This window comes from Pseudomonas sp. lyk4-R2A-8 (assembly GCF_030209095.1).
GTDB classification, from domain to species: domain Bacteria; phylum Pseudomonadota; class Gammaproteobacteria; order Pseudomonadales; family Pseudomonadaceae; genus Aquipseudomonas; species Aquipseudomonas quebecensis.
The window spans coordinates 40931-66187 of the sequence record NZ_JARVSS010000011.1 but is presented as its reverse complement, the minus strand read 5'-3'; the positions used below and the strand labels follow the sequence as shown (position 1 = coordinate 66187).

The 25257-nt window shown below is 61.3% G+C and carries 26 protein-coding genes; 15 read left to right on the top strand and 11 right to left on the bottom strand.

The window, feature by feature from the left end:
- Window positions 1-12 precede the first annotated feature (12 nt).
- The 4 genes from QRN10_RS11270 (at window position 13) to QRN10_RS11255 (ending at window position 5044) form a co-directional block, all read left to right on the top strand.
- Entirely contained in the window at window positions 13-1311 is a 1299-nt protein-coding gene (locus QRN10_RS11270) for a cytochrome c (protein WP_285428416.1), read from the top strand.
- 82 nt (window positions 1312-1393) lie between these two features.
- The gene (locus QRN10_RS11265) at window positions 1394-2452 is read left to right on the top strand and encodes a PA0069 family radical SAM protein (protein WP_253509871.1); all 1059 of its coding nucleotides are present in this window, start codon (window positions 1394-1396) and stop codon (window positions 2450-2452) included.
- A gap of 227 nt (window positions 2453-2679) precedes the next feature.
- Window positions 2680-3411 (top strand): carbonic anhydrase, encoded by a 732-nt coding sequence (locus tag QRN10_RS11260; protein ID WP_181077441.1) that lies wholly within the window; start codon window positions 2680-2682, stop codon window positions 3409-3411.
- 85 nt (window positions 3412-3496) lie between these two features.
- Window positions 3497-5044 (top strand): SulP family inorganic anion transporter, encoded by a 1548-nt coding sequence (locus tag QRN10_RS11255; protein WP_253509872.1) that lies wholly within the window; start codon window positions 3497-3499, stop codon window positions 5042-5044.
- Window positions 5045-5101: 57 nt separating this feature from the next.
- Here the strand turns inward: QRN10_RS11255 and QRN10_RS11250 are convergent, their stop codons facing one another.
- On the bottom strand, window positions 5102-5749 hold the full coding sequence (locus QRN10_RS11250) for a hypothetical protein (protein WP_181077438.1): 648 nt from the start codon (window positions 5747-5749) through the stop codon (window positions 5102-5104).
- A gap of 368 nt (window positions 5750-6117) precedes the next feature.
- Here QRN10_RS11250 and coxB point away from each other — a divergent pair, with 368 nt between their 5' ends.
- The 4 genes from coxB to QRN10_RS11230 all read left to right on the top strand — a co-directional run bounded on the left by coxB (window position 6118) and on the right by QRN10_RS11230 (window position 10458).
- Window positions 6118-7245, top strand: a complete 1128-nt coding sequence (gene coxB, locus QRN10_RS11245; protein WP_181077437.1) for a cytochrome c oxidase subunit II — start codon at window positions 6118-6120, stop codon at window positions 7243-7245.
- 58 nt (window positions 7246-7303) lie between these two features.
- The gene (gene ctaD / locus QRN10_RS11240) at window positions 7304-8893 is read left to right on the top strand and encodes a cytochrome c oxidase subunit I (protein WP_181077435.1); all 1590 of its coding nucleotides are present in this window, start codon (window positions 7304-7306) and stop codon (window positions 8891-8893) included.
- Between the two features lie 90 nt (window positions 8894-8983).
- Entirely contained in the window at window positions 8984-9535 is a 552-nt protein-coding gene (locus tag QRN10_RS11235) for a cytochrome c oxidase assembly protein (protein WP_181077434.1), read from the top strand.
- 35 nt (window positions 9536-9570) lie between these two features.
- Complete coding sequence (locus QRN10_RS11230) at window positions 9571-10458, top strand: cytochrome c oxidase subunit 3 (protein WP_181077432.1); 888 nt, start codon at window positions 9571-9573, stop codon at window positions 10456-10458.
- A 6-nt stretch (window positions 10459-10464) separates the two neighbouring features.
- Here the strand turns inward: QRN10_RS11230 and QRN10_RS11225 are convergent, their stop codons facing one another.
- Complete coding sequence (locus tag QRN10_RS11225; protein ID WP_181077430.1) at window positions 10465-10668, bottom strand: twin transmembrane helix small protein; 204 nt, start codon at window positions 10666-10668, stop codon at window positions 10465-10467.
- Between the two features lie 33 nt (window positions 10669-10701).
- Here QRN10_RS11225 and QRN10_RS11220 point away from each other — a divergent pair, with 33 nt between their 5' ends.
- From QRN10_RS11220 to QRN10_RS11200, 5 genes are read left to right on the top strand one after another with little or no spacing between them, the layout of a single operon-like run.
- Window positions 10702-11469, top strand: a complete 768-nt coding sequence (locus tag QRN10_RS11220) for an SURF1 family protein (RefSeq protein WP_181077429.1) — start codon at window positions 10702-10704, stop codon at window positions 11467-11469.
- Window positions 11435-12019 (top strand): PA_0111/PP_0108 family redox-active disulfide protein, encoded by a 585-nt coding sequence (locus QRN10_RS11215; RefSeq protein ID WP_285428415.1) that lies wholly within the window; start codon window positions 11435-11437, stop codon window positions 12017-12019. Before QRN10_RS11220 ends, QRN10_RS11215 begins: the two co-directional genes overlap by 35 nt.
- A gap of 10 nt (window positions 12020-12029) precedes the next feature.
- A complete protein-coding gene (locus tag QRN10_RS11210) occupies window positions 12030-13109 on the top strand; it encodes a COX15/CtaA family protein (RefSeq protein WP_253509876.1) in 1080 nt (359 codons plus the stop codon).
- Window positions 13097-13996, top strand: a complete 900-nt coding sequence (gene cyoE, locus QRN10_RS11205; protein ID WP_253509877.1) for a heme o synthase — start codon at window positions 13097-13099, stop codon at window positions 13994-13996. The genes QRN10_RS11210 and cyoE overlap by 13 nt, the downstream gene beginning before the upstream one ends.
- Window positions 13993-14628 carry an SCO family protein gene (locus QRN10_RS11200; protein ID WP_181077422.1) on the top strand — a complete coding sequence of 212 codons (636 nt, stop codon included), beginning with the start codon at window positions 13993-13995 and terminating at the stop codon, window positions 14626-14628. The genes cyoE and QRN10_RS11200 overlap by 4 nt, the downstream gene beginning before the upstream one ends.
- Before the next feature lie 403 nt (window positions 14629-15031).
- Here QRN10_RS11200 and QRN10_RS11195 read toward each other — a convergent pair whose 3' ends face one another.
- From QRN10_RS11195 to QRN10_RS11185, 3 genes are read right to left on the bottom strand one after another with little or no spacing between them, the layout of a single operon-like run.
- Window positions 15032-15802, bottom strand: a complete 771-nt coding sequence (locus QRN10_RS11195; protein WP_266245257.1) for a MetQ/NlpA family ABC transporter substrate-binding protein — start codon at window positions 15800-15802, stop codon at window positions 15032-15034.
- Between the two features lie 51 nt (window positions 15803-15853).
- Window positions 15854-16546 (bottom strand): methionine ABC transporter permease, encoded by a 693-nt coding sequence (locus QRN10_RS11190; protein WP_266245259.1) that lies wholly within the window; start codon window positions 16544-16546, stop codon window positions 15854-15856.
- Window positions 16546-17553 carry a methionine ABC transporter ATP-binding protein gene (locus QRN10_RS11185; RefSeq protein WP_285428414.1) on the bottom strand — a complete coding sequence of 336 codons (1008 nt, stop codon included), beginning with the start codon at window positions 17551-17553 and terminating at the stop codon, window positions 16546-16548. The genes QRN10_RS11190 and QRN10_RS11185 overlap by 1 nt, the downstream gene beginning before the upstream one ends.
- A 266-nt stretch (window positions 17554-17819) precedes the next feature.
- On the opposite strand from QRN10_RS11185, the gene katE reads away from it, so the two are divergent.
- Window positions 17820-19961, top strand: coding sequence for a catalase HPII (gene katE / locus QRN10_RS11180; RefSeq protein WP_181077417.1), 2142 nt, complete (start codon window positions 17820-17822; stop codon window positions 19959-19961).
- Window positions 19962-20066: 105 nt separating this feature from the next.
- Here katE and QRN10_RS11175 read toward each other — a convergent pair whose 3' ends face one another.
- The 4 genes from QRN10_RS11175 to zur are packed head-to-tail and all read right to left on the bottom strand — an operon-like array spanning window position 20067 to window position 22872.
- On the bottom strand, window positions 20067-20786 hold the full coding sequence (locus QRN10_RS11175; protein ID WP_253509879.1) for a PA5502 family lipoprotein: 720 nt from the start codon (window positions 20784-20786) through the stop codon (window positions 20067-20069).
- A gap of 37 nt (window positions 20787-20823) precedes the next feature.
- Window positions 20824-21612, bottom strand: a complete 789-nt coding sequence (znuB, locus tag QRN10_RS11170) for a zinc ABC transporter permease subunit ZnuB (protein WP_034101706.1) — start codon at window positions 21610-21612, stop codon at window positions 20824-20826.
- Window positions 21605-22390 (bottom strand): zinc ABC transporter ATP-binding protein ZnuC, encoded by a 786-nt coding sequence (gene znuC / locus QRN10_RS11165; protein ID WP_181077411.1) that lies wholly within the window; start codon window positions 22388-22390, stop codon window positions 21605-21607. The genes znuB and znuC overlap by 8 nt, the downstream gene beginning before the upstream one ends.
- The gene (zur, locus tag QRN10_RS11160) at window positions 22390-22872 is read right to left on the bottom strand and encodes a zinc uptake transcriptional repressor Zur (protein WP_181077409.1); all 483 of its coding nucleotides are present in this window, start codon (window positions 22870-22872) and stop codon (window positions 22390-22392) included. Before zur ends, znuC begins: the two co-directional genes overlap by 1 nt.
- A gap of 58 nt (window positions 22873-22930) precedes the next feature.
- Here zur and QRN10_RS11155 point away from each other — a divergent pair, with 58 nt between their 5' ends.
- A complete protein-coding gene (locus QRN10_RS11155) occupies window positions 22931-23860 on the top strand; it encodes a zinc ABC transporter substrate-binding protein (RefSeq protein ID WP_285428412.1) in 930 nt (309 codons plus the stop codon).
- 64 nt (window positions 23861-23924) lie between these two features.
- On the opposite strand, the gene QRN10_RS11150 is transcribed toward QRN10_RS11155, so the two are convergent.
- Both QRN10_RS11150 and QRN10_RS11145 read right to left on the bottom strand, forming a co-directional pair.
- Window positions 23925-24878, bottom strand: coding sequence for a homoserine kinase (locus QRN10_RS11150; protein WP_181077406.1), 954 nt, complete (start codon window positions 24876-24878; stop codon window positions 23925-23927).
- A gap of 56 nt (window positions 24879-24934) precedes the next feature.
- Window positions 24935-25225 (bottom strand): DUF2782 domain-containing protein, encoded by a 291-nt coding sequence (locus QRN10_RS11145; RefSeq protein WP_017528747.1) that lies wholly within the window; start codon window positions 25223-25225, stop codon window positions 24935-24937.
- Window positions 25226-25257: the final 32 nt, after the last annotated feature.

Genomic DNA, 25257 nt, shown 5'->3' with positions numbered 1-25257 from the left:
GGAGCGATGAGCATGAAAACATTCGTTATCGCGACCTTGGCGCTGCTCAGCAGTTGCTCGATCAGCGCCGCAGAAACCGACCTGGTCAAGCAGGGCGAATACCTCGCTCGTGCCGGTGACTGCGTGGCCTGCCACACCGCCAAGGGCGGCAAACCCTTCGCCGGTGGCCTGCCGATGGAAACCCCCATCGGTGTGATCTATTCCACCAACATCACCCCGGACAAGACCGGCCTGGGTGATTACAGCTTCGAGGACTTCGACAAGGCCGTGCGCCATGGTGTCGCCAAAAGCGGTAGTACGCTTTACCCAGCCATGCCCTACCCGTCTTACGCTCGTGTCAGCGAAAGCGATATGCAGGCGTTGTACGCGTATTTCATGAAAGGCGTCGAGCCGGTCGCCCAGGAGAACAAGGACAGCGATATTCCCTGGCCGTTGAGCATGCGCTGGCCGTTGACGGCGTGGCGCTGGATGTTTGCGCCGGCCGTTGAGGACTACCAGGCCAAGGCGGGGACCGACCCGGTGATCAGTCGCGGCGCCTATCTGGTGGAGGGCCTTGGCCACTGTGGCGCGTGCCATACGCCGCGCGCCCTGACCATGCAGGAAAAAGCCCTGAGTGCTCAGGACGGCAGCGCGTTTCTGTCCGGCAGTGCGCCGTTGGAAGGCTGGATCGCCAAAAGCCTGCGCGGTGACCACAAGGACGGGCTCGGTAGTTGGAGCGAGGAACAATTGGTGCAATTTCTCAAGACCGGTCGCAGCGACCGCAGCGCAGTGTTTGGCGGCATGAGCGATGTGGTCGTGCACAGCATGCAGTACCTGTCGCAAGACGACCTGACGGCTATCGCCCGGTACCTAAAGAGTCTGCCGGCGGTGGACCCCAAGGATCAGCCGCACCAGTACGACAAGCAGGTGGCGCAAGCCCTGTGGAAGGGCGACGACAGCCAGCGCGGCGCCTCGGTGTATATCGACAACTGCGCGGCGTGCCACCGTACCGACGGGCATGGTTATACGCGGGTGTTCCCGGCGCTGGCGGGCAACCCGGTGTTGCAGACGGCGGACGCGACGTCGCTGATCAACATCGTGTTGAACGGCGGCACTTTGCCGGCCACCCACACGGCGCCGTCCACCTTCACCATGCCGGCGTTCGCCTGGCGTCTTTCGGATCAGGAAGTGGCGGATGTGGTGAGTTTTATCCGTGGCAGTTGGGGCAACCAGGGAGCGCCGGTACAGGCCAGTGAAGTGGCGGACCTGCGCAAAAACGACATGCGCACCACCTCGGGTGACGATCTGGGGCAAGTGACGCAAAAGCACTGACAGTGTGCTGACCCGCCAAACGGCACTGGTCAGATCCTTCGCGCCTCGATACTGTATATAAAAACAGTATCGAGGCGTTCTTATGTCCACTGCGCTGCCACCCCGTGGCCGGGGCACGGCCACTAACCTGCACAACCGCTTTGCGCCCACGGTCAGCGTGGCCGAAGACGACGGCTGGCACCAGGAAGTGCCGCCGACCCAAGGCACTGAAGTGCGCATTGAAACGGCCAAGACCATCATCACCCGTAATAACTCGCCGGATTTGCCGTTCGACCGTTCGATCAACCCCTATCGCGGCTGCGAACACGGCTGCATCTACTGCTACGCGCGGCCCAGCCATGCCTATTGGGACATGTCCCCGGGGCTGGATTTCGAAACCAAGCTGATCGCCAAGAGCAACGCGGCTGACGTGCTGGAGCAGCAACTGTCCAAGCCCGGCTACGTGTGCGCACCGATCAACCTGGGTTCCAATACCGATCCCTACCAGCCCATCGAGCGCGAGTACCGCATCACCCGCCAGATCCTGGAGGTGCTGCTGCGCTACCGACACCCGGTGACCATCATCACCAAGGGCTCGCTGATCCTGCGCGACCTGGATCTGCTCACCGAGCTGGCGCGCCAGCGTCTGGTGGCGGTGATGATCAGCCTCACCAGCCTGGACGACGAACTCAAGCGCATCCTTGAGCCGCGCACGGCGGCGCCCAAGGCGCGGTTGCGGGCGATTCGAGTGATGCGTGAGGCGGGGATACCGGTGGGCGTATTGTGTTCGCCGATGATCCCGATGATCAACGACAGCGAACTGGAAAGCCTTTTGGCCGAGGCCCATGCCGCCGGAGCCCAGAGCGCGGCCTACATGATGTTGCGCCTGCCGCTGGAGGTGGCGCCGCTGTTCGAGGAGTGGCTGGCGGCGCATTACCCGCAGCGCGCCGCCCATGTGATGAGCCTGGTGCGCCAGGTGCGGGGCGGTGAGGTGTATGACAGTCGATTTGGCGTACGCATGCGCGGTGAAGGGCCGTTTGCCGACCTGCTGGCGCAGCGCTTCAGCAAAGCGATCAAGCGCCTGGGTATGGATCGCCGGGAAGGCTTCAATCTGGATTGCGAGGCGTTCTGCCCACCGGGCAGACAAATGGCATTGTTGTAGACTGGCTGGGAAGAATGCACCGCTACTGTAGGAATAGTCGCGTTTTGATATCACTGAAACCCGCGATCTAGAGCGGTTCATTCAGTTTGAGTTAAGTTTCGATGGTTACCTTGTTCGGCGAGTGACTGATGAGTCGGCCCTGGAGCCCGCGGCGTTTTACAACTATTCCACTATCCAGGCGTCGAACTGAGCTGAAAACTCCCCTGCATTAATCAAGAGGATGAATCATGAGTGATAAGGATAAACAGCCGTTGGCTGCGTCGGCATCAGCCCCTCAGGTGGCGGAATCCGCCGATGCAGCGCTGCAGCATATCGTTGACGGTTTTTTGCATTTCCATCACGACGTCTTCCCTCAGCAGGAAGAACTTTTCAAGAAACTCGCCACGGCCCAGAGCCCGAGGGCGATGTTTATTACCTGCGCCGACTCGCGCATCGTCCCTGAACTGATTACTCAAAGTTCGCCCGGCGACCTGTTCGTTACCCGTAACGTCGGTAACGTAGTGCCCCCATACGGGCAGATGAACGGCGGTGTGTCCACGGCAATCGAGTACGCGGTACTCGCCCTCGGGGTACAACACATCATCGTCTGCGGGCATTCCGATTGCGGCGCCATGCGCGCGGTCCTCAACCCCGACAGCCTGGAGAAGATGCCGACGGTCAAGGCCTGGCTGCGGCACGCCGAGGTCGCCAAGGCCATGGTTCATGACAACTGCGACTGCGCCAATGAAGGCGAGAGCATGAAGGTGCTGACCGAAGAAAACGTCATCGCCCAGTTGCAGCATTTGCGCACCCACCCTTCGGTGGCTTCGCGCATGGCCAACGGTCAGTTGTTTATCCATGGCTGGATTTACAACATCGAGACCAGCGAAATTCGCGCTTACGATGCGGATGAATCGGCGTTCCGACCGTTGAGCGGTTCCGGACCTATCCCTTGCGCGACGCCTAAAGCGCGCTTCTAAAACACTTCCCTGCCGGGTAAAGCGGTGGCTGCCATGGACGCAGCCAGGCTTTACCGCGCCCGGCGAATGCCTCGGGAGAGCCATCATGCGTGCTGCTCAATTGAAAGCTGTATTGCCACGGGAGTTGCTTGCTTCGGTGGTTGTGTTTCTGGTCGCCCTGCCCTTGTGCATGGGTATCGCCATTGCGTCCGGCATGCCGCCGGCCAAGGGCCTGATCACCGGTATTATCGGTGGCCTCGTGGTGGGCTGGCTGGCGGGGTCGCCGCTGCAAGTCAGCGGCCCGGCGGCGGGTTTGGCGGTGCTGGTGTTCGAGTTGGTGCGCCAGCACGGCATGCTGATGCTGGGGCCGATCCTGTTGTTGGCGGGGTTTCTGCAACTGGTGGCCGGGCGTTTGCGTCTGGGCTGCTGGTTCCGCGTGACGGCACCGGCGGTGGTCTACGGCATGCTGGCGGGCATTGGCGTGCTGATTGTGCTGTCGCAGATTCATGTGATGCTCGATGGCGCGCCCAAGCCCTCGGGGCTGGATAACCTGGCGGGCTTCCCGGCCGCACTGGTCGAAGCTATCCCCACCCTCGGCGGCGGCCTCGGCTGGCAGGCGGGAGTGCTCGGCTTGTCCACGATGCTGGTGATGTACCTGTGGGACAAGCTGCGCCCGCAGTCGCTGCGCTTCGTGCCGGGCGCCCTGCTCGGTGTCGGCCTGGCCACGGTCACCAGCCTGGTGCTGGCGTTGCAGGTCAAGCGGGTTGAGGTGCCCGAGAACCTCGCCGACGCGATCGACTGGCTGCGCCCCAGCGACCTGCTCAACCTGGCCGACCCACAATTGCTGATCGCCGCGTTTGCCGTTGCGTTTATTGCCAGTGCCGAAACCCTGCTCTCCGCGGCCGCTGTGGATCGCATGCACAGTGGTCAACGTTCCGATTTCGACAAGGAATTGTCCGCCCAAGGTGTAGGCAACATGCTGTGCGGCCTGGTGGGCGCCCTGCCGATGACCGGTGTAATCGTGCGCAGTTCGGCCAACGTACAGGCCGGTGCTACCACGCGATTGTCTGCCATGTTTCACGGCGTGTGGCTGCTGGGTTTTGTGCTGCTGCTGTCGAGCGTGCTGCAAAGCATTCCGGTGGCGAGCCTGGCGGGTGTGCTGGTGTACACCGGGATCAAGCTGGTTGACCTCAAGGCCTTCAAGGCATTGGGACGTTATGGCCGGATGCCGATGTTTACCTATGCCGCGACCGCACTGGCGATCATCTTCACCGACTTGCTGACCGGCGTGCTGGTGGGTTTTGGTCTGACGCTGGTCAAGCTCGCGTTCAAGGCGTCACGCTTGAAGGTGAGCCTGATTGATCTGCCTCAGGACGGTGAGATGGAGTTGCGCTTGATCGGCGCGGCGACATTTCTCAAAGTGCCGGCGCTGACCCAGGTGCTGTCGACCGTGCCGGCCGGCACCACTGTGCATGTGCCGCTCAATAACCTGAGTTACATCGATCATTCCTGTCTGGAGTTGCTGGAGGAATGGGGGCGGGCCAATGCTGCCAAAGGGTCGAAGTTGGTGATTGAAGCGCGAGGGTTGAAACGCAGGCTCGAAGGCCGCATCAGGATGACGACGGGGATCGGCTCGGCACCCTCTATCGGCTGACGGAGTCGAATCAACATGTGGGAGAGGACCGGCTCCCTCCCACATCAGATTGAAAGTTTAAGCCGGGCGATCCAGCGCCAGTTCAACCCCCAGCTGGCGGGAAAGGCACGGCCAGCGCTTCCACGCCGCTTCCGTTTCCGGGCTTTTGAGCTGCTCGCGATAGGCTTCGACGGATTCCAGCGCAAAGCTGTCTTCGTTGAGCATTTCATCCACGGCATGGTGTACGACTTCATCCAGTTGGTTGGCGAACGTTTCGCCGATCAACTGATGGGCAATCACGTTGGCCACGGTGGTATCCGCCGGAATCAGAGGCTGGCCAAAGTGTTTGATATACAAGTCGTTGACCTCTTCCACCAGACGATGGGCCAGGTACGCTTCGTCCAGCAGGCCGTCGAGCCCTTCATGACCTTCCAGCATGGCGGGCGGCTGCAGGAAAAAATGCTCGGCGATCTTCAGCACAGGCTTGATCTGGCTTTCGATACCGGCTTCGCGGGCCACGTCGTTGGCGGCCTCGAGCAACTCCGGGACAAGATCGATGTAAGCGGTGACGAAGCGGGTCATGACTAAGTTGCGATCATCATCAGCAAGGGAAATGGCCGAATGCAGATCCGGCAATTGTTTTTCCAGTTGCAGGGCAAGCTGGCCCGTTGTGGCTTCGTGTTGATGGGCACGGGAAATCTGCTCGCGCAATGCGGCGGTGTTCATGAAGGCTCCAGTCAAGCAGGTGTAGGAATAGGGACAGCATAAGTTAGCTCGTTTATACGAGCGGCTAAGACGCATTTGTCATAATTATTTCACGGTTATGCGCAGGGGTTATATCGAATAGCCATCGTTCGTCGGAAAAACGATTCCGCACCCGGGTTTATTGAGTTTCTCCGATCATTTTCGCTCATTTGCCCCTACACATTGCGGGGTTGCAGACCCTGTCTATACTCGGATTTGTACGCGATTAGCTGATGACGCCAGACTGCATAAGCAGGCAAGGCTAAGCGGTTGTAAGCAGTATGGAAGCCGCTCCCTTCGACGCAGGTGCACAACCGGCGGGATAACAAGAACGATAAGGGGAACTCGCAATGATGCGACATCCACATGTTTGGATGGGCCTCCTGTTGTGGTCGGTATTCGGCCAGGCGCACGCCGCCTGGACCACGAATATGGCGCCAGGGGCGACAGAAGTCAGTCACGCGGTGTTTGACCTGCACATGACCATTTTCTGGATCTGTGTAGTGATCGGCATCGTGGTGTTCGGCGCCATGTTCTGGTCGATGATCGTCCACCGCCGCTCCACCGGCCAGGTCGCGGCCAAGTTCCACGAGAGCACCACCGTGGAAATCCTCTGGACGGTCGTGCCCCTGCTGATCCTGATCGCGATGGCCATCCCGGCCACCAAGACCCTGATCAATATCTACGACAGCAGTGAGTCGGACATCGATATCCAGGTCACCGGCTACCAGTGGAAATGGCATTACAAATACCTGGGCCAGGATGTTGAATTCTTCAGCAACCTGGCTACGCCTGCCGAGCAGATCCGCAACCAGGCCACCAAGGGTGAGCACTACCTGCTGGAAGTCGACCAGCCGCTGGTGCTGCCGGTGGGCGCCAAGGTGCGCTTTCTGGTGACCGCCGCCGATGTGATCCACTCCTGGTGGGTGCCGGCGTTTGCGGTCAAGCGTGACGCCATCCCCGGATTCGTCAACGAAGCCTGGACCCGTATCGAAAAGCCTGGCCTCTACCGTGGTCAATGCGCTGAGCTGTGCGGCAAGGACCACGGCTTCATGCCCATCGTGGTGGAAGTCAAATCCAAGGCCGACTACGACACCTGGCTCGGCGAGCGCAAGGCCGACGCCGCCAAGCTCAAGGAGCTGACCTCCAAAGAGTGGACCCTTGAAGAGCTGGTGGCCCGTGGCGACAAGGTTTACCACACCACTTGTGTGGCCTGTCACCAGGCTGAGGGCCAGGGCTTGCCGCCGATGTTCCCGGCGCTCAAGGGCTCGAAAATTGCCACCGGGCCTGCGGCCGATCACCTGAGCCTTGTCTACCACGGTAAGCCTGGCACTGCGATGGCCGCGTTCGGCAAGCAGCTCTCGGAAGTGGATATCGCCGCCGTAGTGACCTACGAGCGCAACGCGTGGGGCAACAACAAGGGCGACATGGTCACGCCTAAAGATGTGTTGGCCATCAAGCAGGCGGAAAGCAAATGACTTCTTTCATTGCAAATGCCCTGAACCGCCCCGCCCCTTCTTTTGCAGGAGAACGGCCATGAGCGCTGTGATCGATGACCATGGCCACGCCAGTGACCACGCCCACGGCCCCGCCAAAGGATTGATGCGCTGGGTGCTGACCACTAACCACAAAGACATCGGCACGATGTATCTGTGGTTCGCCTTCACCATGTTCCTGCTGGGCGGCTCCTTCGCCATGGTGATCCGCGCTGAGTTATTTCAGCCGGGGTTGCAGATCGTGGAGCCGGCGTTCTTCAACCAGATGACCACGATGCACGGTCTGATCATGGTGTTCGGCGCGGTAATGCCGGCGTTTGTCGGCCTGGCCAACTGGATGATCCCGCTGATGATCGGCGCGCCCGACATGGCGCTGCCACGCATGAACAATTTCAGCTTCTGGCTGTTGCCGGCGGCGTTCCTGTTGCTGGTGTCGACCTTGTTCACGCCGGGCGGAGGGCCGAATTTCGGCTGGACCTTCTATGCGCCGCTCTCCACCACGTATGCGCCGCAAAGCGTGACGTTTTTCATCTTCGCCATCCACCTGATGGGCATCAGCTCGATCATGGGTGCGATCAACGTGGTCGCCACCATCCTCAACCTGCGCGCCCCCGGCATGACGTTGATGAAGATGCCGCTGTTTGTGTGGACCTGGCTGATCACCGCCTTCCTGCTGATTGCGGTGATGCCGGTGCTGGCGGGCTGCGTGACCATGATGCTGATGGATATTCACTTCGGCACCAGCTTCTTCAGTGCCGCCGGTGGCGGTGATCCGGTGCTGTTCCAGCACGTGTTCTGGTTCTTCGGCCACCCCGAGGTGTACATCATGATCCTGCCGGCCTTCGGCGCCGTCAGCTCGATCATCCCGACTTTTTCGCGCAAGCCGCTGTTCGGTTACACCTCGATGGTCTACGCCACGGCGAGCATCGCGTTCCTGTCGTTCATCGTGTGGGCGCACCATATGTTCGTGGTGGGCATTCCGCTGGTGGGCGAGTTGTTCTTCATGTACGCCACGTTGCTGATCGCCGTGCCGACGGGGGTGAAGGTGTTCAACTGGGTCAGCACCATGTGGCAAGGCTCGCTGACCTTCGAGACGCCGATGCTGTTCGCCGTGGCCTTCGTGATCCTGTTCACCATCGGCGGTTTCTCCGGCTTGATGCTGGCCATTGCGCCGGCGGACTTCCAATACCACGACACCTACTTCGTGGTGGCGCACTTCCATTACGTACTGGTGCCCGGCGCGATCTTCGGCATTTTCGCTTCGGCGTACTACTGGCTGCCGAAATGGACCGGCCACATGTACGACGAAACCCTGGGCAAGCTGCACTTCTGGCTGTCTTTCGTGGGCATGAACATGGCGTTCTTCCCGATGCACTTCGTGGGCCTGGCCGGCATGCCGCGGCGGGTGCCGGACTACAACCTGCAGTTCGCCGACTTCAACATGGTGTCGTCGATCGGCGCGTTCATGTTTGGCGCCACGCAAATCTTCTTCCTGTTTATCGTGATCAAGTGCATCCGTGGCGGCCCACCGGCACCGGCCAAACCGTGGGATGGCGCCGAAGGGTTGGAGTGGAGCATTCCATCGCCGGCGCCGTACCACACCTTCACCACGCCGCCGGAGGTCAAATGAAGACGCTGATCCCTTGTGGGAGGGGGCTTGCCCCCGATGACGGTATGTCAGCCGACATCAGCCTGGTTTGCGACGCAGCAGGTGGACGCCATGGCTGACTCCGTGCCCCTCAAGCGCCTGGTCACCCGGCTGTTGATCCTGGTAGTGGCGATGTTCGCCTTCGGCTTCGCGCTGGTGCCCATCTATGACGTGATGTGCAAGGCGTTCGGCATCAATGGCAAGACCGCAGGGCAGTACGAGGGCTCGCAGGTAGTGGACCCGTCGCGCCAAGTGCGCGTGCAGTTTCTGGCCACTAATGCCATCGACATGGTCTGGGAATTTCGCTCCAAGGCCGATGAGCTGGTGGTCAACCCCGGGGCGGTCAACGAGATGCTGTTCGTAGCCTACAACCCCAGCAAAAAACCGATGACTGCGCAGGCGATCCCGAGCATTTCCCCGGCCGAAGCGGCGGTGTACTTCCACAAAACCGAGTGCTTTTGCTTCACACAGCAAGTGCTGCAGCCCGGCGAGCGCATCGAAATGCCCGTGCGGTTTATCGTCGACCGTGACATGCCCAAGGATGTGAAGCATCTGACCCTGGCGTACACGCTGTTTGATATCACCGCGCGCCAACCGCCCGTGGCCGCCCACAGCGGCGGCTAGCTACTGTTTGCCCGCTCAATCAGGAGAGCGAATACATGTCGACTCATGATACGTACTACGTACCAGCGCAAAGCAAATGGCCAATAATTGCCACGTTTGGCCTGTTGATCACCGTGTACGGCCTGGGCCTGTGGTTCAACGATCTCAAGGCGGCGCGCCCGGAATCCCACGGGCCGTGGATCTTTTTCGTCGGTGGCCTGCTGTTGGCCTACATGCTGTTCGGCTGGTTCGGCGCGGTAATAAAGGAAAGTCGCGCCGGTTTGTACAGTGCGCAGATGGATCGCTCGTTCCGCTGGGGGATGAGCTGGTTCATCTTTTCCGAAGTGATGTTCTTTATCGCCTTCTTCGGTGCGCTGTTCTATGTGCGCCATGTGTCCGGTCCCGCGTTGGCCGGCGAAGGTCCCAAAGGCATTGCGCACATGCTGTGGCCGAACTTTGAATTTGCCTGGCCGTTGCTCAACAACCCGGACCCGAAACTCTACCCCGCGCCGGAAGGCACTATCAGCCCGTGGGGCTTGCCGCTGGTCAATACGATTCTGCTGGTCAGTTCCAGCGTCACCATCACCATTGCCCACCATGCCCTGCGCAAAGGCCATCGCGGCGCGCTGAAACTCTGGTTGGCTATCACTGTTCTGCTGGGCCTGGCGTTCCTGGGGTTCCAGGCTGAGGAATATATCCATGCGTATAAGGAACTGGGCCTGACATTGGGCTCGGGCGTGTACGGCGCGACGTTCTTTATGCTCACCGGTTTCCACGGCGCCCACGTCACCATCGGCACGGTCATTCTATTTGTGATGCTGATGCGCATCCTGCGTGGGCATTTCAATGCCGAGCACCAGTTCGGCTTCGAAGCGGCCAGTTGGTATTGGCACTTTGTGGATGTGGTGTGGATCGGCCTGTTTTTCTTCGTATACGTGCTGTGAGGCGTTTCACCACGGCGCGTGCGACACCAGCTGGCCGCTGAAAAAGCCCCAGGTGATCAATCCCAGGGTGATCACGGCCAGCACCACGCGCACGGTCAGGGCGGTGACGAGGCGGCTGGAGTGGCCCTCGTCCTTGACGAGGAAGAACAAGCCACTGAACAGGCTCACGACGGTCGCGATCAGCATCAGGGCAATGGCTGCTTTGAGCATGGTGCGGCTCCTGGGCTTTCAAGGGGAGGGGCGATGGAATCCAGTATAGCCAGTGCCTGGCAGCGTTTTCGTCCCGGTATCGCGCCGACGGTAGTGGTGCTGCTGCTGTTACCGCTGATGGTGGGGCTGGGTTGCTGGCAGCTGTCTCGCGGCCAGGAAAAGCAGGCGTTGATGGACAGCTACGCAGAGCGCCGCGCCGCCGAACCCATCACCAGCGACCAGCTCACGCAACAGGTGGACCCCGCATTTCGCCGAGTTCACCTGCGCGGGCGGTTCGATGCCGAACACAGCGTACTGCTCGACAACCGCATGCGCGATGGCAAGGCCGGCGTCGAGCTGCTGCAACCCTTCCATGACCAGGCCAGCGGTCTGTGGTTGCTGCTCAATCGCGGCTGGCTGCCCTGGCCGGACCGGCGCACGCCGCCGGCCTTCACCACCCCTGAACAACCGCTGAATCTCGACGCCTGGGTGTACGTGGCACCGGGCGAGACCTTCCAGTTGCAGGCCGACCCGGTCGTGTCGAGTTGGCCGCGCTTGCTCACCGCACTGCACCCGGTCGCATTGTGGGCCGAGCTGGGCCGCAGCGGTTATGCCTACGAGCTGCGCGCCGAACCTGGTCCTGCCACCTACGAAACCCAGTGGCCGGTAGTGGCCATGGGGCCGGAAAAACACTTGGCGTATGCCGTGCAGTGGTTCGCCATGGCAGTGGCGCTGCTGGCGCTTTATCTCTATCTCGGATGGCACCACACAAAAAAGGAGAAGCCCCATGGGAGCGGCCATGAATCCACCCGACCTGTCTGAGCTGCCCGACCGCCGCAAAGGTCGCTGGCAATTGATCCTGATCCTGCTGATGGTCATCGGCCCGATGGTGTTGGCCACGCTCATGTACAAGCTGCAGTTCTGGGTGCCTGACAGCCGCAGCTATCACGGCGAGATGATCGGTGATGGCCAGACCCGCGCCGATATCGGCGTGCAGGCCGACGAGCAGCGCTGGCAACTGTTGGTGACCGCGCCCACCGCCTGCGCCACCGATTGCCGGCAACTGGTGTATCTGGCCCGGCAGCTGCAGATCGGTCTGGGGCGCGATGCCTCCCGCGCCAGCCACGCGCTGGCCAGCGCGCAGCCGCTGAGTGCGGACTACGACGCCAGGCTCAAGGCCGAATATCCGCAGTTGCAACGCTATGTGCTGGATCTGTCGACCTTCACCCGCAACGCCGCCGCGCCGGGTGAGGCGCAGCTGTGGATCGTCGACCCCCACGGCAACCTGGTTCTGCGCTACGACGCCACGGTCAAGGGCAAGGATCTGCTCAACGACCTGCGTCACCTGCTGAAACTGTCAAATATCGGATAAGGGCATCGTCATGGCCAAACCTGGATTTCGCCTCGCGTTGTTTGCCACCCTGCTGGCGCTGATCGTCGTGCTGCTCGGTGCCTATACGCGCCTGACCCACGCCGGCCTGGGCTGCCCTGACTGGCCCGGTTGCTACGGATTTATCGCCGTGCCCAACAGCGAAGCCCAGCTGGCCCATGCCGAGCTGCATTTTCCCGATACGCCGGTGGAGGCTGGCAAAGGCTGGAGCGAGATGATCCACCGCTACTTCGCCGGCACCTTGGGGTTGGTGATCGGCGTGCTGGCGGCGCGGTGCTGGAGCCATCGGCGCGATCCCGGCCAGCCGGTGAAATTGCCGCTGTTTTTGTTGGTCGTGGTAGTTGCCCAGGCCGCATTCGGCATGTGGACGGTGACGTTGAAGCTGTGGCCCCAGGTCGTCACCGGGCATCTGCTGGGCGGCTTTGCCACCTTGAGCCTGCTGTTCCTGTTGACCCTGCGATTGTCCGGTGTACTGCCGGCGCTGGTCGTGCCCAGGCGCCTGCAGTATTGGGCGACGGCCGGGCTGGTGCTGGTGATCGGACAGATCGCCCTGGGCGGCTGGGTGAGCTCCAACTACGCGGCGGTGGCCTGCATCGACCTGCCTACCTGCCATGGTCAATGGTGGCCGGCGGCGGACTTTGCCAACGGCTTTCACCTGACCCAGCACATCGGCCCGAACTACCTGGGCGGGCAACTCGACAGCGAGGCGCGCACGGCCATTCACCTGACCCACCGCGTGGGCGCGGTTATCGTCACTTTGGCTCTGCTCGGCCTGGCCTGGCAACTGCGCGCAGTGGGCATGACGCGGCTGGCGGGCCTGTTGCTGATCGCCCTGGCCGCGCAGATCGGCCTGGGCTTGAGCAATGTGTATTTCCATCTGCCGCTGCCGGTGGCCGTGGCCCATAACGCCGGCGGCGCCGGGTTGTTGCTGACGCTGGTGCTGGTCAATTACCACGCGCGTACCAGCCTGGTGCGGGCGCGCAGTCAGCGGCCGTACGGCTGGCGTTTTATCCCGCGCAAACCGGTATCGGGCCTGATCACCCTTAAAGGAGAGATGCCATGGCGACCTTGACCGGCGCGCGGCACGACCAGGCGCTCTGGCGCGATTATCTGGAGCTGACCAAGCCGAAAGTGGTGGTGCTGATGCTGATCACGTCCCTGGTCGGTATGTTTCTCGCAACCCGCGCAGGGGTGCCGTGGACAGTACTGGTTTTCGGCAACCTGGGGATCGCTCTGTGCGCCGGCGGCGCGGCGGCGATCAACCACGTGGTGGACCGGCGGATCGACGCCGTGATGGCTCGCACCCACAAGCGGCCGCTGGCGCAAGGGCGCGTGCAGCCCGTGGCCGCGCTGGCCTTTGCGTTGGTGTTGGCGGTGGCCGGGCTTACGCTGTTGCTGGTGTTCACCAATGCGCTGGCGGCGTGGCTGACCTTGGCGTCGTTATTGGGCTATGCGGTGATCTACACGGGTTTTCTCAAGCGCGCGACGCCGCAGAATATCGTCATCGGCGGCCTGGCCGGGGCCGCGCCGCCGTTGCTGGGCTGGGTTGCGGTTACCGGGCATGTCAGCGCCGAGCCGCTGCTGCTGGTGCTGATTATCTTCGCCTGGACCCCGCCGCACTTCTGGGCCCTGGCCATTCACCGCAAGGAGGAATATGCCAAGGCCGATATTCCGATGCTGCCGGTAACCCACGGCGAGCATTACACCAAGGTGCATATCCTGCTCTACACCTTCGCCCTGCTGGCGGTAAGCCTTATGCCCTATGTGATCCATATGAGCGGCCCGCTCTACCTGGGTTGCGCGCTGGTCTTGGGTGCGCGCTTTCTGCAATGGGCCTGGGTGTTGTACCGTGGCGGTCGGCCGCACGCGGCGATCAACACCTTCAAGTACTCTGTCTGGTACCTGTTCCTGCTGTTTATCGCGCTGCTCGTAGACCACTACTTACTGTTGAACCTATGACTCGAACTCAAAAAACCGTCTTTATCCTGGTGGCCATCGTCGCGTTGATCATGGGCCTGACCGTCAACAAAGTGCTCAACGGCAAAGGCCAGGGCGACCCGACCGCGTTAATCGACGCCGGCATTATCCTGCTGCCGCAAAGCCGTGCGCTGCCGCCGGTGACCATGGCCAATCAGGACGGCCAGCCGGTGCTGATCAATGAATTGAAGGGCAAGTGGAGTCTGCTGTTCTTCGGCTACACCTTCTGCCCGGACATTTGCCCTACTACCCTCGCCCAGCTGCGCCAGATCAAAAGCGAGCTGCCCAAGGACGTTGTGGATAAACTTCAGGTGATCCTGGTGAGCGTCGACCCCAACCGCGATACCCCGACCCAGCTCAAGCAATACCTGGGCTATTTCGATCCGCAATTCCAGGGTCTGACCGGCGCAAATGTGGCTGAGGTGCAAAAGGTCTCGAACGCCGTGAGTATCCCGTTCATCCCGGCCGATACCAGCAAGCCCAACTACACCGTCGATCACAGCGGCAACCTCGCGCTGATCGGCCCGGACGGGACGCAACGTGGTTTTATCCGCGCGCCGTTGAACAACCAGAAGCTGGTGGCGCAATTGCCAGGGTTGTTGCAGCGTCAGTAATAGCCGACACACCACACATGTGGAAGGGGGCTTGCCCCGATAGCAGAGTGTCAGCCGATGTAGATGCCGACTGAAGCACTGCCATCGGGGGCAAGCCCCCTCCCACATTTGCTTTGTGTTGCCTGAGGGATCGGGGCCAGCGTCTGCTGTTGATCGGAATCGAGTTCACGCCGTAATGCTGAATCGAGATGCAAGCCCATCAGGTGGCCGATGTCAGAGGCACTACGGTTGGTCGTCGATTAGCACATTCGAATCTTGCACAAATCTAATGTGGGAGGGGGCTTGCCCCCGATAGCAGAGTGCCAGTCGATGTAGATGCCGACTGAAGCATTGCTATCGGGAGCAAGCCCCCTCCCATATTGTTGATCGCGAGTGGACTGGGGATCAGGTTGTTTCTTCAGGATCAGAACGCCGGCTTGATCGCGCCTTTGTATTTTTCTTCGATGAATTGCTTCACCTCAGGGGTGTGCAAAGCGGCGATCAGTTTCTTCACGGCGTCCGCGTCCTTGTTGTCTTCGCGGGTGACCAGGATGTTCACATACGGCGAGTCGCTGCCTTCAATCAACAGGGCGTCCTTGGAAGGGTCCAGCTTGGCTTCCAGGGCGTAGTTGGTGTTGATCAGCGCCAGGTCGACCTGGGTCAGCACGCGCGGCAGGGTGGCGGCTTCCAGTTCGCGGAACTTCAGGTTTTTCGGGTTGGCGGTAATGTCTTTGGTGGTCGACAGAATGTTGGTTGGGTCCTTCAGGGTAATCAGGCCGTTGTTGGCCAGAAGCAGCAGGGCTCGGCCGCCGTTGGTGGCGTCGTTCGGGATCACAACGTTGGCGCCGCTTGGCAGCTCGTCCAGCTTCTTGAATTTGCTCGAGTACGCGCCCAGGGGCTCCAAGTGCACAGCGCCGACACTCACCAGGTGAGTGCCTTTGGCTTTGTTGAATTCATCCAGGTATGGCTGGTGCTGGAAGAAGTTGGCGTCCAGGCGCTTTTCGGCCACTTGTACGTTGGGCTGCACGTAGTCGGTGAAGACTTTGATCTGCAGGTCCACGCCTTCTTTGGCCAGCGCAGGCTTCACGAATTCCAGGATTTGCGCATGCGGCACTGGCGAAGCAGCGACCTTGATGGTCTCGGCGTGAGCGGAAAACGCGGCAACGGCGGCGAAAGCAACCAGTAGTTTTTTCATCCAGCAAGCTCCTTGTTCGGGCATCTGCCGGCACCAGGCCGGCCATGGCCGTTATTTGCGAGAAAAGTGCACCACCAGCTTGTCGCCGACGGTTTGCAGAATTTGCACCAGGATCATCAGCATCACCACGGTGACCACCATTACATTGTCCTGGAAACGCTGGTAACCGAAACGGATCGCCAGGTCGCCCAGCCCACCGGCACCGACCACGCCGGCCATCGCCGTATAGGAAACCAGTGTAATCGCGGTCACGGTAATTGCCGCGAAAATGCCGGGGCGTGCTTCGGGTAGCAAGGCGTTGGTGATGATCTGGCGCGTGCTGGCACCCATCGACTGCGTGGCCTCGATGATGCCGCGGTCCACTTCACGCAGGGCGGTTTCCACCAGACGTGCGAAGAATGGCGTGGCGCCGATAACCAGCGGCGGAATCGCGCCCGCAACGCCCAGCGTGGTGGCCTCGTCCATGTATATGCCGGTGATCAGTTTGGTTAATGGAAGCATCACGATCAGCAGGATGATGAACGGCAGCGAACGCAGCATGTTCACGACCAGCGACAGAAAGGCGTACAAGCCTTTTTGCTCGAACAGCTGACGTGGGCTGGTCAAGAACAGCAGCACGCCCAGGGGCAGGCCCAGCACGACCGTGAAGAACAGCGAGCCGAGCAGCATGGTCATGGTATCGCCGGTGGCGAGCCAGATTTCGGACCAGTCGATGTCGGCGAAGAAATTCAGGAACAGGTCCATTAGCGCAGCACCTCCATGTGGACGTCGGCGGCGGTGAAGCGCGCAAATGCGGCTTCCATGTCACCGCCAGTGAAGGCGAGGGTCAGTTGCCCGTAGGGGATGTCTTTGATGCGGTCGATTCGACCGGCCAGGATGCTGTAGTCCACCCCCGTTTCGCGGGCGACGGTACCCAGCAATGGCGCGTAGGTCGCCTCGCCTTGGAACGTGAGCCGCACGATGCGGCCTGGTACGTGGGCGAAGTCATCGCGCTGTTCGCCTTCGTCGACCTGTTCGGCTTCCTGTACGAAACGCTTGGTGGTCGGGTGCTTGGGGTGCAGGAACACATCGGCCACAGGGCCTTGCTCCACGATCACACCGGCGTCCATCACGGCGACCTGGTCGCATACGCGACGGATCACGTCCATTTCATGGGTGATCAGCACGATGGTCAGCTTCAACTCGCGGTTGATTTCAGCCAGCAGTTGCAGCACCGACGCGGTGGTCTGCGGGTCGAGTGCGCTGGTGGCTTCGTCGCACAGCAAAATCTTGGGCTTGGTCGCCAGGGCGCGGGCGATGCCGACGCGTTGCTTCTGGCCGCCTGACAATTGCGCCGGGTACTTTTTGGCGTGGTCCGACAAGCCGACGCGGGCCAGCAGTTCAGCCACGCGTTGGTCGATAGCCTTGCGCGACAATTCGCCGGCCAGGGTCAACGGCAGCGCCACGTTGTCGGCGACAGTCTTGGACGCCAGCAGGTTGAAGTGCTGGAAGATCATGCCGACCTGCTGGCGGAAACGGCGCAGGCCGTTGGCGTCCAGGGCGGTGACTTCTTCGCCATCGACCGTGATCTGACCGCCACTGGGCTCTTCCAGGCGGTTGATCAGGCGTAGCAGTGTGCTTTTACCCGCACCCGAATGGCCGATCAGGCCGAACACCTGGCCGTTCTCGACACGCAGGCTGGTGGGATGCAGCGCGGGGATATCCCTACCGTCGACACGGTAGGTTTTATGGACGTTTTGAAACTCGATCACGTAGCGAACCTTGTGGGGCGCATGAAAAGGGGATCAGCGGTTAGCCGGGCGCGCATTTTAGCCTGTCCGTTTAGCGTTTCTTAGCATTTATTTCGCTTCCAACCAGCGATTTGGCAATAACGCGATCAAAGGTCATAAAAAAGGAACGGCGCAAAACCCTGTCAGTCCCTATTTAAGCAACTCGATTTCTCAGGTGCCGTGCCTGGGGTTTTGCTCAAACGAGCCGGGGGAACGCTCTGGCCACTTTGAATAAGGAGTTTTGACTGATGAGCGACAACAAGCCAGCTACCCCGCCCAAGAGCGAACTCGCGGGGACCGATACCCTGGACCGCGGCAATACCAATGCCAAGCTGCAGGCCTTGGAAGCTTTCCGCTCCGACGCCACCGGCCAGGCTTTGCGCACCAACCAGGGCGTGAAGATTTCCGACAACCAGAACAGCTTGAAAGTTGGCTCCCGGGGCCCCTCGCTGCTCGAAGATTTCATCATGCGGGAAAAAATCACGCATTTTGACCATGAACGTATCCCGGAGCGCATCGTGCATGCTCGCGGTACCGGTGCCCATGGCTATTTCCAGACTTACGAAGACCACTCGGCACTGACCAAGGCCGGGTTCCTGCGCACCCCCGAGCATAAAACCCCGGTATTTGCGCGATTCTCCACCGTGCAGGGCCCGCGTGGTTCGGGTGACACGGTGCGCGACGTGCGCGGCTTTGCCGTGAAGTTTTTCACCGAAGAAGGCAACTTCGACCTGGTGGGCAATAACATGCCGGTGTTTTTCATTCAGGATGCGATCAAGTTTCCTGACTTCGTGCATGCGGTAAAACCCGAGCCTCACAACGAAATTCCTACCGGCGGCTCGGCGCACGACACTTTCTGGGACTTCGTCTCCCTGGTGCCGGAGTCGGCGCACATGGTGGTGTGGGCAATGTCCGACCGTGCGATTCCTAAAAGCCTGCGCGCCATGCAGGGCTTTGGCGTGCACACCTTTCGCCTGATCAACACCGAGGGCAAGTCCAGCTTCGTCAAATTCCACTGGCGTCCGAAGGTGGGCACCTGCTCCCTGGTGTGGGACGAAGCGCAGAAGCTTGCCGGTAAAGATACCGACTACCATCGCCGCGACCTGTGGGAGTCCATCGAGAGCGGTGACTACCCCGAATGGGAATTGGGCGTACAGATCGTCGCCGAAGAGGACGAGCATAAGTTTGACTTCGACCTGCTCGACCCGACCAAGATTATCCCCGAAGAGCTGGTGCCGATTACGCCGCTTGGCAAGATGGTGCTTAACCGCAACCCGGACAACTTCTTTGCCGAAGTCGAGCAGGTGGCGTTCTGCCCTGGGCATATCGTGCCGGGTATCGATTTTACCAACGACCCGCTGCTGCAAGGCCGTCTGTTTTCCTACACGGACACGCAGATCAGCCGCCTGGGTGGTCCGAACTTCCATGAAATCCCGATCAACCGACCCGTGGCGCCGTTCCATAATGGCCAGCGCGACGCGCAGCACCGCAGTGTGATCGACAAGGGCCGCGCGGCGTACGAACCGAATTCGATCGATGGCGGCTGGCCGAAAGAGACCCCGCCAGGCCCGACCGATGGCGGTTTCGAAACCTATTACGAGCGCGTCGATGCCAATAAGGTGCGTGAGCGCAGTGAATCGTTCGGCGATCACTTCTCCCAGGCCACGCTGTTTTTCAACAGCATGAGCCACCACGAGAAAGAGCACATCATCGCCGCCTACAGCTTTGAGCTGGGCAAGGTTGAGCGCGAGCATATTCGTGCGCGCCAGGTGAACGAGATCCTCGCCAACATCGATCTGGAACTGGCCAAGCGCGTGGCGCAGAACCTGGGCCTGCCGGCGCCGACCAAGGGCACCGTGCCGCCACGCGAGACCTCGGTGAAAACATCGCCGGCGTTGAGCCAGGTGAACCTGCTGTCGGGGGATATCAAAACACGCAAAGTCGCGATCCTGGCGGCCAACGGTGTGGATGGCGCCGCGATTGATGCGTTGAAAAAGGCTCTGGAGGCCGAAGGTGCTCACGCCAAACTGCTGGGGCCGACCTCGGCGCCGGTGAAGACGGCCGATGGCAAAACCCTGGCGGTGGATGCGTCGATGGAAGGTATGCCATCCATTGCGTTCGATGCGGTGTTTATCCCAGGCGGCAAAGACTCGGTGAACGCCTTGAGCGGCGACGGTGTGGCGTTGCATTACGTGCTGGAAGCTTACAAGCACTTGAAGGCGATTGCCGTGGGTGCGGACGTGAAGCCGCTGCTGGATCAGCTGAAGCTTGAAGCGGATGCGGGACTGATCGTCGGCTCGGATGCCAAGGCGTTCAAGGCGTTTTTCGCCGCGATTGCGCAGCACCGAGTGTGGGAGCGTGAGCCGAAGGCCAAGGCGATTCCGGCTTAAGGCAGGAGTTGTTAGTTAGATAGCTATCGGGGGCAAGCCCCCTCCCACATTTGAATGTATTCACAGTTCAATGTGTGGGAGGGGGCTTGCCCCCGATGCTTTACTTCACTGCGCCTTGCGTGGAATCAACACGATCTGCGCCGGGATATTCTTCAGAATCTGCCGGTGGATCTTCAGGTCATACCCCGAATCGATGCGCTTTACCCGTTTGGTCAGCAGGCTGGCCAGCCACGGGTAATCTTCCGTGCGTGGCACCTGGATGCTCACGTCGCACTGGTAATTCACCACGTCGGTGGCAATGGCGTCGAGCTGATGGCGCATGTCTTGAATGTGGGTGAGGTCCAGCGCCACGGTGGTGCTCGGCGCTGCCGGGTCGATGACCTTGGCGGCAGGCTTGGCTTCAGCGGCTTTGAGGGCCTCCTCGGCTTTATCCAGCTCGACTTTGCGGGCATGGGTGATTGCGCTGTTGACGCCGCCGGTCAGCGCCGGTGCCTTAGGCATCAGAGCCCGGGCGCGGCTCAGGGCGGTGGCGGCTGCGTTGACGTCGCCTTTTTGCAGCACGATCTGGCTGCGCTGCAGATAGGCTTCGGCCAGCTGGCGCTGATAGGTTTCCAGCGCCGGATCGTCAGGCGTCTGGGCCTGCAGCGTGGCGAGCTGATCTTCGGCGGTGGCCAGCTCACTGCTGGCCAGGTTTTGCTCCAGCTGCGCGATGGCGGCGGCGCGCGGGTCCGTTGCCTCGGGGGGCGCGGGCGGTGTGCTTTGACAGGCACCCAGCAGCAGGGAAAATGCGGCAAGGAGCAGATAACGTGCGGTGAACGGCTTCATTCCTGCGACTCTCTATTTGCGCAAAAAGCGAGCAAGTCTACACCCCTCGACGGGGCAGGACAAAACTCAGCAGAAACAGGGCGGCGGCGGTGACCACGATCGACGGTCCGGCCGGAGTGTCCTTGAACCACGACAACGCCAGGCCCCCACACACTGCAAGCATCCCCAGCAGGCTGGCGCCGATCGCCATCTGCTCCGGCGAGCGGGCATGACGCTGGGCGGCGGCGGCGGGAATGATCAGCAGCGATGTGATCAACAATACGCCGACAATCTTCATCGCGACAGCAATCACCACCGCGATCAGCAACATCAGAGCCATGCGCAGCGCGGGCACCGGCAGGCCTTCGACCCTGGCCAGTTCTTCATGCACGGTGATCGCCAGCAACGGGCGCCACAGCGTCACCAGCAACACCAGCACCATCGCACTGCCGCCGAGGATCCAGGCCAGGTCGGTGGGGCTGATCGCCAGCAGATCGCCGAACAGGTAAGCCATCAGGTCGATGCGCACTTCGTGCATGAAGCTCAGTACCACCAGGCCCAGGGATAAGGTGCTCGGTGCCAGAATCCCCAGCAGGGTGTCTGAAGCCAGCGGCTGGCGTTGTTGCAGCGTCACCAACAGCACCGCGAGCAGCAGGCAGCCTGCGGTCACGGCGATGGTCGGGCTCACATCCAACAGAAAGCCCATTGCCACGCCCAGCAGCGCGGCGTGTGACAAGGTGTCGCCAAAATAGGCCATGCGCCGCCAGACCACGAACGAGCCCAAAGGGCCCGCGACCAGTGCCAGGGCCAAGCCTGCCAGCAGGGCGTAGAGCAGAAAATCAGCCATGCTTGCAGCTATCTCCATGAACGTGGGTATGAGACGTGCTCGGGTCATCGACCACCGCGCCATGCAGGTCATGCGCATGGTCGTGATGGTGGTGGTAAATCGCCAGGCTCTGCGCGTTTTTGCCGAACAGCTCGACAAATGCCGGGTCGCCGCTGACCTGTTCCGGGTGGCCGGAGCAGCACACATGGCGGTTGAGGCATACCACTTGGTCGGTGGTGCTCATGACCAGATGCAGATCGTGGGACACCATCAGCACGCCGCAGCCATGGCGGTCGCGCAGGCGAGTGATCAGGCTGTAGAGCTCCGCCTGGCCGGCGACATCGACGCCTTGCACAGGTTCGTCGAGCACTAACAGTTCCGGCTCGCGCAGCAGGGCGCGGGCCAGTAGCACGCGTTGCATTTCGCCACCGGAGATGCTCTGCACCGGGCTGTCGATCACCTGTTCGGCACCGACTTCCTTGAGTGCGGCTTGGGCGCGGGCACGGTCCACACCCGGCACCAGGCGCAGGAAGCGCAACACGGACAATGGCAGGGTCGGGTCCACATGCAGTTTCTGTGGCATATAGCCCACGCGCAGTCTGGGCTTGCGCCACACACTGCCTCTGTCGGGTTTGAGCAGGCCGAGCACGGCGCGCACCAGGGTGGTCTTGCCGGCGCCATTGGGGCCGATCAGGGTGACGATCTGCCCCGGCTCCACGCTCAGCGCAATGTTATCCAGCACGTTTTGCCCGGCGAACGTGACGCCGACCTGCTCCAGGCGAATCAACGCGTTGCTCATCAAGCCCCCTGGCAGCCCGAGCACAGGCCGACGACTTCGACCGTTTGCCCTTCGACCCGAAAGCCAACCTCGGCGGCGCTGTGGATAATCGCATCGCTGATGGTTTTTTGTTCAAGTTCGATAGCGGCGTGGCACACCCGGCAGATCAGGAACTGACCTTGGTGCGCATGCTCCGGGTGGTTGCAGCCGACAAACGCGTTGAGGGAGGCGATGCGGTGAACCAAGCCGTTTTCCAGCAGGAAATCCAGTGCGCGGTACACCGTGGGCGGCGCGGCGCGGCGACCGTCCTGTTCGCTGAGCACGCCGAGAATGTCGTAGGCGCCCAGCGGTTTGTGGCTTTGCCAAACCAGTTCCAGCACGCGCCGCCGCAGGGCGGTCAGGCGCAGGCCCTGGCGTGCGCACAGCGCATCGGCCTCCGACAGCGCGGTGTGCACGCAGTGAGAGTGGTCGTGGGGACGGCTGGCAAGCGGTGTTATAGGCATGAGCGGCGACAGATATTTGATAGAGACGTTATTATGTTACCCGTTCCTACGCCATTGAGTGGTCATCGTGTCCCGACTTTTTCCCGTTTTTGTCGTATTTGTCACCAGTTTATTCGTTGTCGGCGCTGCTCAGGCCGAGGTCAAGGTGCTTACCAGCATCAAGCCATTGCAGCTGATCGCCGCGGCGGTACAGGACGGCGTGGCGGTTCCGGAGGTGCTGTTGCCGCCGGGTGCGTCGCCGCATAACTTTGCTTTGCGCCCATCCGACGTACGGCGCGTGCAGTCGGTCGATCTGCTGTATTGGATCGGGCCGGACATGGAAACCTTCCTGCCTCGCGTGCTCAAAAATCGTACAGCCACAACCGTGGCCGTGCAGGACCTGCCGGGCATGCAATTGCGCCGTTTCGCCGAAGACAGCCATTCTCACGCCGACGAAGCCGACGAGCATGACCACGATCATCGTCCTGGCAGTGTGGATGCCCACCTGTGGCTGTCGACAGTGAACGCCCGCGTGATTGCCGCGCGCATGGCGTCCGACCTCGCCAGCGCCGACCCTGCCAACGCCGCGCGTTATCAGAGCAACGCCAAGGCTTTCGCCGCACGCCTGGATACGTTGGATGCGCGCCTGAAGGCGCGTCTGGCCGGGATCGGCGACAAACCCTACTTCGTCTTCCACGAAGCCTTCGATTATTTCGAAGCCGCTTACGGCCTCAAGCATGCGGGCGTGTTCAGCGTCGCGGCCGAGGTTCAGCCGGGCGCCCAGCACGTCGCAGCGATGCGTACGCGGTTGCAGGAGGTGGGCAAGACCTGTGTGTTCAGCGAGCCCCCGCTGCGTCCGCGTTTGGCTGAAACCCTGGTGGCAGGTCTGCCGGTGAAACTGGCGGAGCTGGACGCGTTGGGTGGTTACACCCCTGCGACTGCGCAAGGTTATGAGCAGGTGCTGGAAAAGCTGGGCAATGACTTGGCGGGGTGCCTGGAGTCGTTGTAAGCCTCAGCGACGATCATATGCGGGAAAGGTTCGCGCCCTCCCGCATGTTCGACCGGGCTGCTCCTCAGAGTGCGAATGGCAGGTGGACGGTGACCTGCTGACGCTGCGCCAGGCGATGCTCGAACTCGGCGGGATCGTGGATGAGAACATCCTGCCCGGCAAACGACTCGGCCGCGATCAGGCGCGACAGCCAAAAGCGTACACACGCCACCCGCAGCAGGGTTGGCCACAGTTCGGCTTCCTTGGCGGTAAAGGGCCGCAGGCTCGCATAGGCACCCAGCAGTGCGCGGGCACGGGGGGCGTCGATCACACCCTCAGCGTCCGAACACCAGTCGTTCAGGGCAATCGCCACGTCGTACAGCATCGGGCCCGAGCAGGCATTGTAGAAGTCGATCAGACCGGTCAGGTGCGTGCCTTCGAACATCGCGTTGTCGCGAAACAGGTCCGCGTGCACGTTAGCGCGAGGCAAGGCGAGGATCTGCGCCTTATGCGCAGTGATTTCATCCAGCGCGGCCTGCAGCAGGCGCTGCTGGTCGTTGTTGAGGTGAGAAATCAGCTGCTTGCCTTCGCTGAGCATCCAGTCCAGCCCGCGATCGGTCTTGCGCTCCAGCAGCTTGTCACCCTGAGTCGCCAAGTGCAGGTGGCCGAGCAGTTCGCCGACCTGGGCGCAGTGCTGGGCATTGGCGTCCTTGATGTGCTTGCCGGCCAGACGCGGTTGCAGCAGGGCCGGTTTACCGGCCAGTTCGCGCAGGGCCACGCCGTCGGCGGTGCGCAGGGCGTATGGAACGGGGAGGTCGGCGTCGTGGAGCACGTCCAGCAACTCGATGAAGAACGGCATCTCCTGCACCGGGCCACGTTCGACCAGGGTCAGGACAAACTCGCCCTGCTCCAGGCTGATAAAGAAGTTGGTGTTTTCGCTACCGGCGGCAATCCCCTGGAAATCAAGCAGGCGGCCGAGCCCGTAGGGGGCAAGAAAGGTTTCCAGCTCGGGCCGAGCCAGGGGGGTAAACACAGACATGGTTAAAACTGCCAGTACGGGCGCCGCGGTGGGCGGCGCCGATTGAAGTTAAGAAATCATTTCCATTCGAAGATCTTCCATGACGGGATCAGCATATCCGGCTGGTCAGAACGGATGAAGTTCGCGTCGGTTCCGTCCGCGCGCACCAGGAAATACGGAGGGGCTCCCTTCGGAGTCACCTTGATGGCGTACAGAAAACCGTTTTGGCGATACTCCTGGATGGTCTTGTCGCCTTCCGTGCGAATGGTGACTTCCGGGTCGCCCGAGGGCGCATCGTCCGCCGCCATGGCAGCCATCGGAGCGAGTGCAATCAAGCCGGTCAACAGCAGGCGATTGAATGTACGCATGATAACCTTGTCCCTTTGTTTTCATTGGTCCG